General features: G+C 57.3%; 19 protein-coding genes. 8 read left to right on the top strand and 11 right to left on the bottom strand.

Going from position 1 to position 14,647, the window contains the following annotated elements:
* Positions 1-53: 53 nt before the first annotated feature.
* The 3 genes from phoB to ACMG4M_RS01445 all read left to right on the top strand — a co-directional run bounded on the left by phoB (position 54) and on the right by ACMG4M_RS01445 (position 2,911).
* The gene (gene phoB, locus ACMG4M_RS01455; protein WP_035245848.1) at positions 54-758 is read left to right on the top strand and encodes a phosphate regulon transcriptional regulator PhoB; all 705 of its coding nucleotides are present in this window, start codon (positions 54-56) and stop codon (positions 756-758) included.
* A gap of 111 nt (positions 759-869) precedes the next feature.
* The gene (gene phoR, locus ACMG4M_RS01450) at positions 870-2,180 is read left to right on the top strand and encodes a phosphate regulon sensor histidine kinase PhoR (RefSeq protein WP_035245847.1); all 1,311 of its coding nucleotides are present in this window, start codon (positions 870-872) and stop codon (positions 2,178-2,180) included.
* Between the two features lie 146 nt (positions 2,181-2,326).
* Positions 2,327-2,911, top strand: coding sequence for a TIGR00730 family Rossman fold protein (locus tag ACMG4M_RS01445; protein ID WP_273010259.1), 585 nt, complete (start codon positions 2,327-2,329; stop codon positions 2,909-2,911).
* A gap of 114 nt (positions 2,912-3,025) precedes the next feature.
* On the opposite strand, the gene ACMG4M_RS01440 is transcribed toward ACMG4M_RS01445, so the two are convergent.
* Together ACMG4M_RS01440 and ACMG4M_RS01435 are read right to left on the bottom strand one after the other, a co-directional pair.
* Positions 3,026-3,559, bottom strand: coding sequence for an REP-associated tyrosine transposase (locus tag ACMG4M_RS01440; RefSeq protein WP_414430596.1), 534 nt, complete (start codon positions 3,557-3,559; stop codon positions 3,026-3,028).
* A 98-nt stretch (positions 3,560-3,657) separates the two neighbouring features.
* Positions 3,658-4,200, bottom strand: a complete 543-nt coding sequence (locus ACMG4M_RS01435; protein ID WP_414430595.1) for an NADPH-dependent FMN reductase — start codon at positions 4,198-4,200, stop codon at positions 3,658-3,660.
* 151 nt (positions 4,201-4,351) lie between these two features.
* Here ACMG4M_RS01435 and ACMG4M_RS01430 point away from each other — a divergent pair, with 151 nt between their 5' ends.
* On the top strand, positions 4,352-4,510 hold the full coding sequence (locus ACMG4M_RS01430) for a YqaE/Pmp3 family membrane protein (RefSeq protein WP_349383672.1): 159 nt from the start codon (positions 4,352-4,354) through the stop codon (positions 4,508-4,510).
* Positions 4,511-4,612: 102 nt separating this feature from the next.
* Here the strand turns inward: ACMG4M_RS01430 and ACMG4M_RS01425 are convergent, their stop codons facing one another.
* From ACMG4M_RS01425 to ACMG4M_RS01410, 4 genes are all read right to left on the bottom strand, one after another.
* Positions 4,613-5,254, bottom strand: a complete 642-nt coding sequence (locus tag ACMG4M_RS01425; protein ID WP_414430594.1) for a pirin family protein — start codon at positions 5,252-5,254, stop codon at positions 4,613-4,615.
* A 20-nt stretch (positions 5,255-5,274) separates the two neighbouring features.
* Positions 5,275-5,472, bottom strand: a complete 198-nt coding sequence (locus ACMG4M_RS01420; RefSeq protein WP_414430593.1) for a hypothetical protein — start codon at positions 5,470-5,472, stop codon at positions 5,275-5,277.
* 91 nt (positions 5,473-5,563) lie between these two features.
* Positions 5,564-6,565 (bottom strand): glutathione S-transferase family protein, encoded by a 1,002-nt coding sequence (locus ACMG4M_RS01415; protein ID WP_272975113.1) that lies wholly within the window; start codon positions 6,563-6,565, stop codon positions 5,564-5,566.
* A 90-nt stretch (positions 6,566-6,655) separates the two neighbouring features.
* On the bottom strand, positions 6,656-7,243 hold the full coding sequence (locus ACMG4M_RS01410; RefSeq protein ID WP_272962959.1) for an FMN-dependent NADH-azoreductase: 588 nt from the start codon (positions 7,241-7,243) through the stop codon (positions 6,656-6,658).
* Positions 7,244-7,373: 130 nt separating this feature from the next.
* On the opposite strand from ACMG4M_RS01410, the gene ACMG4M_RS01405 reads away from it, so the two are divergent.
* The gene (locus ACMG4M_RS01405) at positions 7,374-8,276 is read left to right on the top strand and encodes a LysR family transcriptional regulator (protein WP_272962960.1); all 903 of its coding nucleotides are present in this window, start codon (positions 7,374-7,376) and stop codon (positions 8,274-8,276) included.
* A 68-nt stretch (positions 8,277-8,344) separates the two neighbouring features.
* On the opposite strand, the gene ACMG4M_RS01400 is transcribed toward ACMG4M_RS01405, so the two are convergent.
* From ACMG4M_RS01400 to ACMG4M_RS01380, 5 genes are all read right to left on the bottom strand, one after another.
* Positions 8,345-9,046: a hypothetical protein gene (locus ACMG4M_RS01400; RefSeq protein WP_035245833.1), complete on the bottom strand. Its 702-nt coding sequence runs from the start codon at positions 9,044-9,046 to the stop codon at positions 8,345-8,347.
* Positions 9,046-9,807 (bottom strand): hypothetical protein, encoded by a 762-nt coding sequence (locus tag ACMG4M_RS01395; protein WP_052042523.1) that lies wholly within the window; start codon positions 9,805-9,807, stop codon positions 9,046-9,048. The genes ACMG4M_RS01400 and ACMG4M_RS01395 overlap by 1 nt, the downstream gene beginning before the upstream one ends.
* Before the next feature lie 3 nt (positions 9,808-9,810).
* Positions 9,811-10,017, bottom strand: a complete 207-nt coding sequence (locus ACMG4M_RS01390; protein ID WP_414430592.1) for a hypothetical protein — start codon at positions 10,015-10,017, stop codon at positions 9,811-9,813.
* A gap of 19 nt (positions 10,018-10,036) precedes the next feature.
* Entirely contained in the window at positions 10,037-11,260 is a 1,224-nt protein-coding gene (locus ACMG4M_RS01385; RefSeq protein WP_272975115.1) for a DUF445 family protein, read from the bottom strand.
* Between the two features lie 65 nt (positions 11,261-11,325).
* Positions 11,326-11,943 (bottom strand): Abi-alpha family protein, encoded by a 618-nt coding sequence (locus tag ACMG4M_RS01380; RefSeq protein WP_414430591.1) that lies wholly within the window; start codon positions 11,941-11,943, stop codon positions 11,326-11,328.
* A 369-nt stretch (positions 11,944-12,312) separates the two neighbouring features.
* Here ACMG4M_RS01380 and ACMG4M_RS01375 point away from each other — a divergent pair, with 369 nt between their 5' ends.
* From ACMG4M_RS01375 to ACMG4M_RS01365, 3 genes are all read left to right on the top strand, one after another.
* On the top strand, positions 12,313-12,516 hold the full coding sequence (locus ACMG4M_RS01375; RefSeq protein WP_035245831.1) for a hypothetical protein: 204 nt from the start codon (positions 12,313-12,315) through the stop codon (positions 12,514-12,516).
* Positions 12,517-12,538: 22 nt separating this feature from the next.
* A complete protein-coding gene (locus tag ACMG4M_RS01370) occupies positions 12,539-13,987 on the top strand; it encodes a hypothetical protein (RefSeq protein WP_414430590.1) in 1,449 nt (482 codons plus the stop codon).
* A 132-nt stretch (positions 13,988-14,119) separates the two neighbouring features.
* Positions 14,120-14,632: a DUF4136 domain-containing protein gene (locus ACMG4M_RS01365; protein WP_035245827.1), complete on the top strand. Its 513-nt coding sequence runs from the start codon at positions 14,120-14,122 to the stop codon at positions 14,630-14,632.
* The last annotated feature ends 15 nt before the right edge of the window (positions 14,633-14,647 follow it).

The following is a 14,647-nucleotide window of genomic DNA, read 5'->3' as shown; positions in this document are numbered from 1 at the left end:
CAAAAAAGCAATCTAATAGGGCAACATAGATAGACAGGCAAGGAAGGAAAGCCATGTCCCGTAACCGTATTTTGATTGTTGACGACGAGCCCGCTATTCGGGAAATGGTGGCCGTTGCCTTGGAGCTGGCTGATTTTGATGTGCTGGAGGCAGAAAATGCCCAGCGCGGCCACGAAATTATTGTCGATGAACGCCCGGATCTGGTGCTGCTGGACTGGATGCTGCCGTCGATCACCGGCATTGAGCTGGCCCGCCGCCTCAAGCGTGATGAGACCACCAACGAGATCCCCATCATCATGCTCACCGCCAAGAGCGAAGAGGACAACAAGATCCAGGGCCTGGATGTGGGCGCCGACGACTACATCACCAAGCCATTTTCCACCCGCGAGCTGATTTCCCGCATCAAGGCGGTACTGCGCCGGGCTTCCAGCACGGCGGCGGACAAGGCCATTGAAGTGGAAGGTCTCTGCCTGGATCCGGTCAGCCACCGCATCAGCGCCGACGACGAGCCCGTGGACATGGGCCCGACGGAATACCGTCTGCTGGAATTCTTCATGAGCCACCAGGAACGGGCCTACTCGCGCACCCAGTTACTGGATCAGGTGTGGGGCGCCAACGTGTATGTGGAAGACCGCACCATTGATGTGCATATCCGTCGCCTGCGCAAGGCCCTGGCCCCCTTCGGCTACGACCGTTTTATCCAGACGGTACGCGGCACCGGCTACCGTTTTTCAGTAAAATCCGCCAAGGCAGGCTGAACCGATCCGGTCTGCGCTACGCATTGCGCGCAATCAGAAGAGGTGGTGCAATGCGAGTCGGTTACGATTAATGCACCCACGTAGCCGCAACGGGGCGGTGGAAGCGAGATCATGAAAGCCAGTCTGGCCAAGGAAGTAAATCGCATTGTCGGCCTGTTACTGCTGGCCGCTCTGGCGGCGTTAGCGGTGGGCAACATCTGGCCACTGCTGGCAGGCATGCTGGGCTATATCATCTGGAGCACCCGGCAGTTGTTTGGCCTGTACAGCTGGCTGGTGCGCGATGACCATACCGAGCCACCGGACAGCACCGGCCTCTGGGGCGAGTTCTACACTCGCCTTGAACACCTTTTCCAGAAAGAACGCCGCGCCCAGGAAAACCTGCAAGGCATCATTCACCGCGCCCAACAATCAGTGAATGCCCTGGAAGATGTGGTCATCCTCATCGATCAACACGGCTACCTGGAGTACTGGAACCAGGCCGCAGAACACTATATGGGTTTCAATGCCCGCCAGGACCTGGGCCAACCGCTCACCAACCTGATCCGCCATCCGAAATTTACCGAATACCTTAGCCAGGGAGATTTTCGTGACGCCCTGGAAATTCCCTCGCCGGTAGACGACAACCGCATCCTGCAATTTCGCGTCACCGAGTTTGGTGTGGGCGAACAGTTGATGATGGCCCGGGACGTGACCCGGCTCCATCACCTGGAACAGATGCGCAAGGATTTCGTGGCCAACGTGAGCCACGAACTGAAAACCCCGCTGACCGTGCTCAAGGGTTACCTTGAAACCCTGCTTGATACCGTACCGGAAGAACAGTCGCGCCTGCGCCGGGCGCTCACCCAGATGGACAACCAGTCCAACCGCATGGAAGCTCTGGTCTCGGATCTGCTGTTGTTGGCCCGACTGGAAGGCACCGACGCGGACAACCTGAGCCAGGCGGTACCGGTCCACGGCATGCTCAAACGCATGCGCGAAAATGCCCTCGCACTCAGCGCCGACAAGGCCCACAGCATCGAGCTGGACGTGACCGAAGAGGCCCGCCTGATCGCCAACCCGGCAGAGCTGGAAAGCGCGTTCGGCAACCTGATCACCAATGCGGTGAAATACACTCCCGCCGGTGGCCAGATCCAGATTCGCTGGTGGCAGGATGAACGCGGCGCGCATCTGGCAGTGAGCGACAACGGCGTCGGCATTGATCCGGCCCACATTCCGCGCCTCACCGAACGCTTCTATCGCCCGGATAACAGCCGCGTCACCGAGACCGGCGGCACCGGTCTGGGCCTGGCCATCGTCAAGCACGTGATGATCCGCCACAACGGCAAACTGGAAATCAAGAGCGAACTGGGCAAGGGCAGCGTCTTTACCTGTCATTTCCCGGCGGATCGGTTGGTGAGTAAACCCACGGCGGTGGCGGGGTAAAAAGCCAGCGTAGGAGCGCCGCTTGAGGCGCGAACCGAGCGAGCGAGGCAGCAACCCAAAGGCGATGTCCTCGCCGAGGCTCGGTTCGCGCCTCAAGCGGCGCTCCTACAGCTGCCTCTAGCCACAACGAACAAACGGCGATGCCCATGAAAAAAATCTGCGTCTATTGCGGCTCCAGCCCCGGTGAGGGAAACGACTATATTCAAGCCGCTGAGGGTCTCGCCAAAGAATTGGTTGCCCGCAACCTTGGCCTTGTCTATGGCGGGGCCAGCGTGGGCGTCATGGGAGCCATCGCCAATGCGGTCATGCAGCAGGGCGGTGAAGTGATCGGCATTATTCCTGATGCATTAATGCGCAAGGAGATCGGCAACGATCACCTCACCGAATTGCGTGTGGTGGGTTCCATGCACGAGCGCAAGGCTGCCATGGCTGATTGTTCTGACGGCTTTATCGCCTTGCCCGGCGGCATGGGTACGCTGGAGGAAATTTTTGAAATTCTTACCTGGGCGCAACTGGGCTTTCACCACAAACCCTGCGCCCTGTTAAACGTGAACGGCTATTACAACCACCTGATCACCTTTCTCGACCACGCGGTAAGCCAGGGTTTTCTGCGCCAGGAGCACAGAGACCTGCTACAGGTTCACGACACACCGGCAAGCCTTCTGGACAGCTTCGCAGATTATCAGGCGCCGGAAGTGACCAAGTGGATTCGCCGCGAAGAGCAGCTCTGATTTTTCTCTGCAAGGCCTATATGGTGCAGTTCGCCTTAGGCTCAATGGCACCCTACGTCCGAATCTTGTGTAGGGTGCACTGAGCCTAAGGCGAACTGCACCATCAACACCCCATCAATCAGGCACCTTATCGACCTTCCCTTCCGATCCGCCAGCCCAATCCACCGCATAGACACCACGCCGAACCCAATGATGGAAGGTGGAATAGGGCCAATCCTGCACCCGTGAAACCAGGCCATGCTTTACCGGATTGATATGCACATAATCCATATGCGCCCGATAATCCTGTTCATCGCGAATGCAGTGCTCCCAAAAACGGCGCTGCCAGATAGCTCTTTCCTCACGCTTTATGCGCGATGGATTACGATGCTCCAGATGAGGTATTTTTCGAGAGAAAGTGGACTTGATGAGTCGCCAGCGACGAATGAAATCATCGTCTGCATCCGGCAACTGCAAGACGCAGTGAAGATGATCCGGTAGTACAACCCAGCCATGAATACGGAAAGGGTGAGCGCTTCTCACTTTGCGAACGGACTCTCGCAGTATATCCACATGACGGACGAGCAGATCGTTGTCGCCTCGCTGCTGCAGATTGACGGTAAAGAAATAGCAGCCCCCAGGCTGCCAGACACGGCGGTACATTGGCATCTTTTCACATCCTTGTGACAAGACATTGTGGGTATGGGGTTATGGTGCAGTTCGCCTTAGGCTCAATGGCACCCTACGCCTATGGCGAACTGCACCGTTTACTGCAGGGTGTCGGCCCAGGCCTGCAAGGCAGCCAGTTGTTTGCCGATCATTTCCTTCGTTGCTTCGTCCTGAAGGTCACCATTGTCATCGCACTTCTCATGGGCGGCGGAGACGAACACTTCCGGTTTGTTGAGCGGGTGCACATCAAGAAATACCAAGACCTGACGCAGGTGATACTGGCTGCGGCTGGAGCCCATGCCGCCCATGGAGGCGCCCATGATGGCGGCGGCCTTGCCGGCGAAGATGCCACCCGGGACCCGGGATAACCAGTCGATGGCATTTTTCAGTACACCGGGGATGGAATAGTTGTATTCCGGGGTGGCAAACAAGAAGGCATCCGCCGCTTTTACCTGTTCTGCCAGGGCAGTCACCGGAGCAGGGCGGTTGTCGCCATCGTCATCACCGTTATAGAGCGGGATATCACTGATGTCGGCGGCGATGATTTCCATTCCTGCCGGCGCCAATGCCTGGGCAGCACGGACCAAGCCGCGGTTGAAGGATTGCTCGCGCAGACTGCCCGCTATGGCCAGAACTTTCATGGTTTTTCTCCTTTCCAGGATCAATGACAACGCCCAGCTTCCCGGAAAATCACGGTGCCGGCAATCCTATCTGTGAAAGGGTTTGTATTTTTTAACAGACGCGATGAGACAAAGAATTTACAGTGGGATTTTCGGACTGAAGGAGAACAGCATGGACCTGCTACGCATTCTGATCGCTATCCTGCTTCCGCCACTGGGGGTGTTTCTACAGGAAGGCATTGGCAAGCATTTCTGGATCAATATTGTGCTGACTCTGCTGGGCTATATTCCCGGTATCGTGCATGCGGTCTGGGTGATCGCTTCACGCTAGAAAACAAAGAGCGAGAAGCGAGTTGCGAGTCGCGAAAACCTTAACCCCATAGAGGTGCTGCCTTTCGAAACTCGTTACTCGCCACTCGCTTCTAGGCCATCGTTATAGCAACGACGGTTCGGCGGTCAGGGTGCCATCGCGATAATCACTCAGGGCCTGGTTGATCTCGTCCTGGGTGTTCATCACGAAGGGGCCGTACTGGGCAATGGGCTCGCCAATGGGCTTGCCTGCCAGCAGCAACAGCCTGGCACCGTGATCACCGGCCACCAGAGAGACCTTATCACCGTCAGTGAAGGTGGCCAGGTGGTCGCTCTTTACCGCCTCGCCGGCAATGCTGACCTGACCTTCGAACAGGTACAGGAAAGCGTTATAGCCCTGTGTTAGTGGCACCGTCACCGTTTCATCGGCGCGCAATTTCACGTCCAAATAAAGCGGATCGGTACTGCCACCTTTTACCGGTGCACTGATCACCTGATTGCCGATGGTGACTTCACCGGCAATGGCTTTGATCTGACCGCCCTTAGGCAAATCCAGTCGTGGGATTTCGGTATCAGTAATATCCCGGTAGCCGGCCGCTTTCATTTTTTCTGCCGCCGGCAGGTTGATCCACAACTGGAAGCCACGCAGCAAACCATCCTGCTGTTGCGGCATTTCCTCGTGAATAATGCCGCGCCCTGCGGTCATCCACTGCACACCGCCCTGCTGCAAATCCCCTTCGTTACCCAGATGATCACGATGCTTCATGTGGCCTTCCATCAGGTAGGTCACCGTTTCAAAGCCGCGGTGCGGGTGCGGGGGAAGCCGGCAATGTAGTCGTCCGGATTATCGGAAGAGAACGCGTCCAGCATCAGGAAAGGATCCAGGCGCACCATAGGGTTGTAACCCAGTGCTCGCTTCAGGCGAACGCCGGCACCATCGGATGTATCCAGTGCGCGAATGGTGTTGAGAATTGTGCGTTCCATGGGAACCTCCTGCCTTGCGGCCCTGTGCTGTAGGAGCGGCGCTTGAGCCGCGAAGGTATCGGTTCGCGGCTCAAGCGCCGCTCCTACAGAGTTACTCAATAATCTCTCTTTCCCCCAGCCGTTCTCGACCGTGGGGTGAATGCCAGTCCAGCTCGGGCCCGATGGAGATAATCCCGTGGGGGTTCACCGTCGGGTGGCTGCGGAAATAGTGGTGGCGGATATGCGCCATATTCACTGTCTCCGCCACACCGGGCAGCTGGTAAATCTCTTTCAGAAACCCGTTCAGATTCGGGTAGTCCGCGATGCGCTTGCGATCACACTTGAAGTGGGTGACGTACACCGGATCGAACCGCACCAGGGTAGTCCACAAACGCAGGTCCGCTTCGGTGAGGGTGTTACCGACCAGATAGCGCTGCTCGCCAAGCCGCTGCTCGAGGGCATCCAGCTGCTCGAACAGGGTCACCACCGCCTCATCGTAGGCGTCCTGACTGGTGGCAAAACCGGCCTTGTAGACACCATTGTTCACGTCGTTGTAAACATGCTCATTGATGGCATCAATCTCCGCCCGCAACACTTCGGGATAGAAATTTCCCGGCGCCGCACCCAGACCGTCAAAGCTGATGTTGAGCATGCGGATGATTTCTGCGGACTCGTTACTGACAATGGTTTCGCGCTGCTTGTCCCACAGCACCGGCACGGTAACGCGGCCGGTATAGTTCTCATCCGCCTTCAGGTACAACTCATAGAGCTTGCTGAAGCCATACAGGGCATCACCATTGGCACCGTCAAAGTCATCGCGCAATTCCCAGCCATTCTCCAGCATGTGCGGATGCACCACAGACACGCCGATATGCTCCTGGAGACCTTTCAATGCCCGCACGATCAAGGTGCGGTGGGCCCAAGGGCAGGCGTAGGACACATACAGGTGGTAACGACCGCTTTCTGCCTGAAAGCCACTATCACCGCTGGAACCGGCACTGCCGTCAGCCGTGACCCAGTTGCGAAACTGGCTCTCGGAACGCTTGAAACGCCCACCGGTACTCTTGGTGTCGTACCACTTGTCCTGCCATTTACCATCGACCAGCAGCCCCATGATTGTCTCCCTGTTGCAGAATTCGCGTTTCATCGCAGGAGCCAGGCCGGGGCATGGTTCGCCATGCAAGCATAGCTCCTACAGCCTAGATCACTGCAGCGCTGCCCGCGCTTCGCCCATGGCCTTTTCTTTGCTGTCATCACCCATGTTAAGCCCTTCGGCAAACACGAAGGACAGATCGGTGATGCCCAGGAAGCCGAAGAACAACTTGATGTACGGGGTCACCGTATCGTTCTCGGTCCCGGCATACAGTCCACCCCGGGCGGCCAGCACGGTCACTGGCTTGTTATCCAGCAAGCCCTGCGGGCCGTTTTCCGTGTAGCGGAAAGTGATGCCGGCGCGAGCCACATGGTCGATCCAGCTTTTCAGCTGGCTGGGAATGCCGAAGTTGTACATGGGCAGTCCCAGCACCACCTGATCCGCCGCTTTGAGCTCCTCAATCAGCGCCAGGGAGAAATCGTCGACCGCCTGCTGGGCTTCACTGCGCTGGTCTGCCGGCGTAAAGAAGGCGCCGACACGCTCGCCGTCCAGGTGCGGGATAGGATCGGCGGAGAGATCCCGAACCACCACGGTGGCGTCAGGATGTTGCGCTTTCAGTCGCTCCACCTGCTCGTTGACCAGGGTGGAGGAATTGCCGTTGTCGCCGAAAACGCTGCTCTTGATAACCAGAATATTCATGACCCCAACTCCATATTGTTTCTGTGCCGGCCGGGTGTGCCGATGATTTGTTAACGATGAGACTATTGTGAATTCAGCAAATACGATATAAAACGGGATAAATTTGCACATTTAGCTCAGGAATTTCGATATGTCAGCCAAAATCAGCCTGGACCAGTGGCAAGCCCTGATCGCCGTGGTGGACGAGGGCGGTTACGCCAGCGCCGCAGAGGCCCTGGACAAGAGCCAGTCCGCCATCAGTTACGCGGTGCAGAAGATCGAGACCGAACTGGGTGTGCGTGCCTTTGCCCTGGAAGGCCGGCGGGCCAGGCTCACCGAGACCGGGCAAATGCTCTACCGCCAGGCCAAGGTGCTGGTGGAGGAGGCCAACCGCATCGAAAGCGCCGCCATACAGCTCAGCCAGGGCTGGGAACCGCTGGTGCGCGTGGCCGCTGATGCCCTGTTTCCACAGCATTGCATGCTCTCGGCCCTGGATGCGTTCGCCCAGCACAGCCCGCTGACCCGGGTGGAGTACACCGAGACAGTACTGTCCGGCTCCGATGAAGCCCTGCTGCGCAAGGAGGCCGATGTGGTGATCGGCGGACGGGTACCGCCGGGGTTCTTCGGTGATCAGCTGATGCGGGTACGTTTTGTGGCCGTGGCGGCGGCGGACCATCCGCTCAATCAGGCGGACAGCCTCACCCATGAGGATCTGCGTCAGCATCGGCAAATCGTGATTCGCGATTCCGGCAGCCGCCGCATTGATTCCGGCTGGCTGGGGGCCGAGCAACGCTGGACCGTGTCGCATCCTTCCACGCGTATTGCCGCCATTCGCCGCGGGCTGGGGTTTGCCTGGGTACCGGAATCAGAGATTGGCGATGGCCTGGAAAGCGGCGCGCTGAAGGTGCTGCCCCTGGAGGAGGGCGTGGAACGGCTGGTGGACCTGCATCTGATCTATGCGGACGGCCAGTATGCCGGCCAGGCGGCACGCTACCTGGGGGAACGGATCCGTGAAGCGGCGGCGGTTCCCTGCCCCGGGGTGACGGTGTCGTAGACGCTGACACCCCTTTGGGTTACGTAAGCAATAAGGGAACGCGAGCACAGCCGTTCGGGAGCGATACGTTACTGTTCAACCCGCGACTCCATGGGCCTGAGTATCAAATCCTGTAATGGCAGGGTCAGGCGGGTGTCGGTAAGGATGATGGGCAGCGCCCGGTTATCGGGCACCACCCGCGCCTCGAACACATTGGTGATCGGTGCGCTGACTTCCTTATCAAGATTGATGGCCGTGCGCAGCACGGTATCCACCGGCGGGTGGATGGTCTGGTTGAAACCCACCTGTACCGGACCGTCGTAAACGAAACGGATCTGCGTATCCACTGGCACTTTCAATGACACCGGCACCTCCAGCTTCAGGGGCAGCTCCCCTTCTATGGGCATGCGCGGCAGCCATTCGGAAATCAGTTTGGTGTCGCCTTCGATCGCCACCGTGGTCTCGATGGGAATCACATCCTCATACTCAATGGTCATGCGCAGGGGCACCATGGTGTCCAGGGCCAGGTTGGCCTTGTAGGTGCCTTTCAATGGTAGCGGCAAGGCATCGTGCTTGAAGGGGACATCCACTTCCACACGACCTCGCAGGGTGATGGCCGCTTCTTCCTCGGCGCGGGTCTGCACGATCAGGGTTTCCGGTAGATGCAGCAGCGCACGCTGGTCCTGCAGGCCGATGCCGATAACAATGCGGGTGTAGAGCACGAATCCCAACACCAGCCCCACCACGATCACAGCCAGGGCCACCCAGCCCCACAAAATCCAGCGCCCCATCAGGGCTGCTCCCCGTCCGGCGCTGTTATCCCAGCCTCGTCGCTCGCCCTGGCGTCATCTCCATCGCTGAATGACAGCCCCACTTCCCGCAGAGGCAACTTCAAATCCATTTCCGCAATCAGGGCATCTGCCGGCTCCAGAATGGTGGCGCTGGCCCGTAACCTGGAGCGTACCGGCACCTGCATGGCGCTCTTCAAGGGAATCGATGTCTTGATATTCGCCTTCAGCGGTACCGACAGGTCTTCGAGAATGTCTACTTTTGCCGGAGCGTTGAATTGCAGTTTGACCAGCTGATCCACCGGCACATTCACATCGATGGGCACATCCGCTTTCACGGGTAACTCGCCCTTGATCGGCACAGTGATCCACTTACCCAGCACCCGGGCACGGACTTCCCCGTCCACCGGAATGATCTGGTCCAGCTTGATGGTGTCCTTCAACGGCACATTCATCTTGATGGGTACCGCATTATCGAAGCCCACCTGCACGTCCAGGGTTTCCTTGACGGGCAGAGTCAGGGTCTGGTCGATCGGCACCGTGGTGTCGATGACCGTGTCGATCATGATGTCCAGGTCATCGAGAATATCGATACCCACAGACATGGGCTTGGGTACGACTACGCTGGCTTGCTGATCGCGCAGCAACAATTCTGCCCCCAGATTCTTCCACACCCACCAGGCCAGGTAGGCACCAACAGCAAGGGCAATGATCAACAGTACACCAGCACCGATCACAAACGATTTGCGAATGGTAATCTGCATGAATCAGCGCTCCGCCTGGCCATTATTGGAGGCCGGACCATCCTGCAAATGGCGCAATACTTCCTGTTTGATTTGCTGACGGATTTCCTCATCCACCGCCTGTTCCATACGCACGCGAAAACGTCGCCGCGCCCGTCGCCATGACCACAACAGCCCAGCGCCGAAGCAAATCGCACACAACAGGACCCAGACCATCATTAGCGTAGACATGCACTACTCCCGGACAGCATCAAGAAAACATCACCAACAACTGGAACACACCGACCAGGAAACCAAGGAATGCCCCTACGGCAATCAGTATCCATTCATCCTGTTCGAAAGCCGGGCGCAACATGCTTTCAAACTCTTCCGGTTTGAGACTCTGCAAACGGGTGGAAAGGGTGTTTTCAAGATCCAGCGCATCATTAGCATAGTTTTCAATATGCTTGAGCGTTTCCGGTAATCGGCTTACCAACTCTGACACGGCACATTCCTTCATGTCCCGATAGTTCTGGGTGCCCACGGCAAAGGTAACAAACGGCTTGGCAAAACTGGTCTGTTCATCCACCGCTTTCTGGACATGCTTGCCGATCATGGCAAACACCTTGTCGGAGTAAGGCCCTTTGAGAATGCCCTCAATAATATTGGCCGGGGTCAGCACGTAGGAAGACACCAGACGACCATAATCTCTAGCTACTTCATCCTGACGCTTCATGAACAGGCCCTGAACATTGAACGGGCCAAAACGCATCAATTCCTTGGGATTGAAAATCATCTGCAGGGCAATCCAGTTAGTGGCATAGCCCACCGCCAGGCCGAAAACCGGCAACAACCAGGAGCCCTTGTAGAAAACCCAGGTAATCATCTGGAAGGTACCGAAAATGCCGCCAAAGTAGAGCCCGGAACGACCGATAAACTTGAACTCCGCCGCGCCCACTTCCTGGAAAATACGGTTCAGTAGTGACTTGTCCTTGGTCAGATTGGTGATCACCATGTCCTCAAGATCATACATCTGTGCGATGTTGATCTTGATCTGTTTCATAATGTCAGATATCAGACTTGGGGCCTCTTTCTTGACACGTTTATAGACTTGCCTCTTCACCATTTCCGGCATGGATTCCCACAGGCCGGGCTCGTGCTGACCCATGATGGAATCCACCACGTCTTCGATCATATTGTTGAGTGCCGGCTCCAGCTCACCGGCCACCCTATCCGGATCGAGACGGTCAAAAATCTCTTCCTGGGTAATCAGGTGCGTAGTGATAGTGTCTACAGAGATAGCAGCCATCTTGGCAGCACGGCGCGGGATGATACCCTGCCAGCCAAGAAGAGGGGGTTTGCCAAAAAACTCTACCGGATAGAACATCATCTTGATCGCAATCACATTGGTGGCATAACCCACCACGGCACTGATCAATGGCATGGATAAGTACAGCCAGATGTTATCGGCAAACTCGTTGATATACGCTTCCATGTGGCCTCGCTTTTCATTCTTTTTGAGGAGTCTCTGAATAACTCCTTACACTTCAGTACAGATTGTTATCCGGAGCAGGCCGCCCAGAATGCCTTGCCTAAAGCTGAAAGGTGTGCGGTTTCGCGAATAAAGACTGGCCGAAGCCGGGACTCTTTGCGCATCCGTTCACAGGCGGAGCGGACCTCTGAACCATTCTCGATGGCTTCGTATTTTGCTGTCTGGGAATTATCCTCCGGACCACCATCGAGAAGCCCGAGAGAAAATAAATGCGCGAGGTAATGGGGGACGGCATCCGCCAGCATCACACCACTTTCATTACCCACCCGGCTAAGAAATGCCATCACCCGATGCTCACTGTTTTTGAAACGACCACCACGTGCCAGCAAATGACTGATGGCAATATCAGAACCGTCCGACATGGCCGTGAGGATCCTCACTTCGTCTGGAAGCAACTGGTTGACGATACGTGCATAAACTCTGGCCGAGGCGCTGGCCGGGGTCTGTTCCAGAGACTGCTCAGCGAGAGCGGCAAACCGTGACTGCAAGGATTTATCATGCCCTCCGCCCTCACCGAATGATGTCTCCACTGGCCCCGGCAGGTAGTGATGGCTATCCATGCCGCCCAGGCGCAACTGCAAATCTTCGAACAAGATATCCTCGACTGCCCGCGCCTGGTCCAGCACATAGTGACCGCCTGGGGCACGCGCCACAGCCTGTCGCATTTGCCGGACAAGGCGTCCAGCCCAGGGTGTTGTGGCCGGTTTTCTTCTCTGTATTTTTTCTTCAGCCAACATCGCCTCCGTGGCAGCTTCGACTTTGCGAAGCTATCGATTCCGTCTTTTACAGGGTCATTAAGTATCACTGTTTAGGGGGGTCAACAATGCTGGCGATAATGTCGATACAAAAATCCCACAGTCGCTTAATGTTATGTGTACTTTCTGTTTGCGCTCGTTTGATACAGTGCAATGACGGTGTTTTCCCGAATCGATTTTCAGCCACCATTTTACGATTTCGGCACACCTTATAACGGCACACTCCAAACAGGATCGATCATGAATAACAAGGACGCCATTGAACGTATGCATCAGCGTGTAGGATTTCTTTCCTACCTGCCGGAACCGGTTAACCGGGATCTTGACCAGGCAGTGGATGACTATCTGGAAAGCGAAAAGGGTCGGCTGGAGAAAGCTATCGATAGCGGCATTCAGGCCTTGCCTTTGTGGCTGCGCAGCATCGCCCGCAGCGCGCTTCGCTAATTCCCGCACCAAGGATGCTCACATGAACGACCTGACTCCAAACCTGGAAATCCAGGTTGAGCTGGAAAAGCTCGCTCAGTACCTGACTCTTGACGACACCACCTGGCAAGCCCTGGTCGATGCCGGCGCTGCTAACCTGCGCGAGTTGCGCGAACACATCGAACAGGAGATGTACAACCAGCACCGCAAAGGGTTCCAGCACCTGGCAAGCTGGACCCGCTGGCTCTCCATCAAGCAACTGGCGAAACTGGCTTATGCCATCGGCGCCAAAATGGCGGCCCGCCTGGTCGGCGAAATGGACCCCTACTTTGCGGCAAAGGTTGCCCGACGGCTGACCCCGGATTTTCTCGGCGAGGTCGCCGCCCAGGCAGACCCGCGCAAGATTCGCGAAGTCATTCGGCGCCTGCCTGCGGAATTAATCAGCCAAGTGGCACTGAAACAGATTCAGGAAAAGCAATTCCTACTGCTGGGTCGTTTTGCCGATGCGCTTTCCGCCCCCTCCATTCGCGAAGTAGTCAACACAGTCAAAGATGATGGCGCGCTGCTGACCATTGCTTTCTACATGGAAAACACCACCCAGCTCAGCAATGTGATCCGCATGATTGATAACAGCCGGCTGGCCAGCATCGTGCGTTCCGGCACCGAAAATGTTGACCTGTGGCCGAAGGCCATCTGGGTGATAGACCATGTGGAAGGCGAGCTGAAAAGCCGGCTGGGCAACATCATGGCCGAGCAAGACGAACGCACCCTGGACTCCCTGGTCGATGTGGCCCACCGCCAGCAATTATGGGGGCCGGTGCTTCGCGCGCTGTCCGTCATCAACCCCCGCTACCATCGCAAAATCGTCAATCTGCCCTCCCTGCGCAACAGCGCCGTGCTGACCGATCTGGTAAATGCCGCCGTCAGCAAGAATCTGCTGGAAGAGACCCTGCCCCTGGTCAACGCCATGCAACGCGACTATCGGGAAGTGGTCGCCCACACGGCCCTGCGCCAGGGCGAAGAGGTAGCGGAAGCCGTGGTGCAAGCAGCCCATCAGAGCGGTCAATGGGATCTGATTCTGGACCTGGCACAATTTCTCGGTGACGATGAACGCAACATGCTGGCACGGCTGCCAATCAGCCATAACCCTTCCGTGATAGAAGCCCTGATGCGAAACGCAGCCAAACTCGGCAAGACCGACCTGTTGCTGGATTTCGCCCGCCGCTTTCACCGTGAAGGTCTGCAAACCGTGGTGGAAATCAGCCTGCGCGATGGCGGCGACCTGTTGCAGGCGTTTCTGGATGCCGCCCGCGATACCCGCGACGGCTGGCAAGCCATCGCCACCGCCGTCAGCGTGGTGGACGCCCCGGACATGCTCCGCGACATCGGTCGCATCTATCAGCGGCAGAATCCCCAGGACCAGCAGGCCTTCCGCGAGGCAGCCAACGAAACCGGCCTGTGGTCGCGACTGGAACAGGCCCTGCCGGCCTGACCACTGAACCCTTCGCCCGCATTGCAGTCCAACCAGTTAGTCCCGGAGCTAGCTGCCGGGGCTGATCGTTCACGGTATCGTGCCGTTCCCCTGTGATACTGGGGGACATTCACCGCAACCGGGAGAAGAGCCATGCGCTGGTTTTTCCTTTCACTCTGTCTGTTCCTTGGCGCCTGCGTCAGCCCGGTGGTCATCGATAGCCAGGAAGACGCCAAACTGAACCAGTACCGCAGCTATGCCTTCGTGGAACAGAACGAGGACCAGCCCAGAGAGCTGGACGACCAACGGGCCCGCACTGCCCTGAAAACTGCCTTGGCTGAAAAGGGGCTGACCGCCAGCGCCTCCGGGCAGGCCGATGTGCACGTCAAACATTTTTTCAAACGTGAGCAGCGCTACGACGGCTCCGTAGTGCAGTTCGGTTTCGGCTTCAGCCGTAACAATGTGGGCATAGGCACCACCACCCCGGTGGAAGGCGATATCACGGAAGAATATAAACTGGTGGTGCAGATGATCGATCCGGCCACCAACAATGTGGTCTGGCAGGCCACCAGTCGCGACCGCCTCTACGACGACATGCGCAGCGAACGACGCAGCGAACACATCCAGAAGGCGGTGGATGAGATGTTCCAGCGCTATCCCGGCTGACTGGACGACGCATAC

The sequence above is a fragment of the Alcanivorax sp. IL3 genome (assembly GCF_047495465.1).
GTDB classification, from domain to species: domain Bacteria; phylum Pseudomonadota; class Gammaproteobacteria; order Pseudomonadales; family Alcanivoracaceae; genus Alcanivorax; species Alcanivorax jadensis.
Note: the sequence above shows the minus strand (reverse complement) of the source record. Positions and strands in the feature narration are given on the sequence as shown.

Coding starts and splice junctions, on each gene's coding strand:
- ACMG4M_RS01400 (WP_035245833.1), bottom strand. CDS start 9,046: ATGGGGCGCTGGATTTTGTGGGGCTGGGTGGCCCTGGCTGTGATCGTG.
- ACMG4M_RS01435 (WP_414430595.1), bottom strand. CDS start 4,200: ATGAAAGTTCTGGCCATAGCGGGCAGTCTGCGCGAGCAATCCTTCAAC.
- ACMG4M_RS01420 (WP_414430593.1), bottom strand. CDS start 5,472: ATGGAACGCACAATTCTCAACACCATTCGCGCACTGGATACATCCGAT.
- ACMG4M_RS01365 (WP_035245827.1), top strand. CDS start 14,120: ATGCGCTGGTTTTTCCTTTCACTCTGTCTGTTCCTTGGCGCCTGCGTC.
- ACMG4M_RS01445 (WP_273010259.1), top strand. CDS start 2,327: ATGAAAAAAATCTGCGTCTATTGCGGCTCCAGCCCCGGTGAGGGAAAC.
- ACMG4M_RS01395 (WP_052042523.1), bottom strand. CDS start 9,807: ATGCAGATTACCATTCGCAAATCGTTTGTGATCGGTGCTGGTGTACTG.
- phoB (WP_035245848.1), top strand. CDS start 54: ATGTCCCGTAACCGTATTTTGATTGTTGACGACGAGCCCGCTATTCGG.
- ACMG4M_RS01385 (WP_272975115.1), bottom strand. CDS start 11,260: ATGGAAGCGTATATCAACGAGTTTGCCGATAACATCTGGCTGTACTTA.
- ACMG4M_RS01440 (WP_414430596.1), bottom strand. CDS start 3,559: ATGCCAATGTACCGCCGTGTCTGGCAGCCTGGGGGCTGCTATTTCTTT.
- ACMG4M_RS01375 (WP_035245831.1), top strand. CDS start 12,313: ATGAATAACAAGGACGCCATTGAACGTATGCATCAGCGTGTAGGATTT.
- ACMG4M_RS01390 (WP_414430592.1), bottom strand. CDS start 10,017: ATGTCTACGCTAATGATGGTCTGGGTCCTGTTGTGTGCGATTTGCTTC.
- phoR (WP_035245847.1), top strand. CDS start 870: ATGAAAGCCAGTCTGGCCAAGGAAGTAAATCGCATTGTCGGCCTGTTA.
- ACMG4M_RS01405 (WP_272962960.1), top strand. CDS start 7,374: ATGTCAGCCAAAATCAGCCTGGACCAGTGGCAAGCCCTGATCGCCGTG.
- ACMG4M_RS01410 (WP_272962959.1), bottom strand. CDS start 7,243: ATGAATATTCTGGTTATCAAGAGCAGCGTTTTCGGCGACAACGGCAAT.
- ACMG4M_RS01425 (WP_414430594.1), bottom strand. CDS start 5,254: ATGAAGCATCGTGATCATCTGGGTAACGAAGGGGATTTGCAGCAGGGC.
- ACMG4M_RS01430 (WP_349383672.1), top strand. CDS start 4,352: ATGGACCTGCTACGCATTCTGATCGCTATCCTGCTTCCGCCACTGGGG.
- ACMG4M_RS01370 (WP_414430590.1), top strand. CDS start 12,539: ATGAACGACCTGACTCCAAACCTGGAAATCCAGGTTGAGCTGGAAAAG.
- ACMG4M_RS01415 (WP_272975113.1), bottom strand. CDS start 6,565: ATGGGGCTGCTGGTCGATGGTAAATGGCAGGACAAGTGGTACGACACC.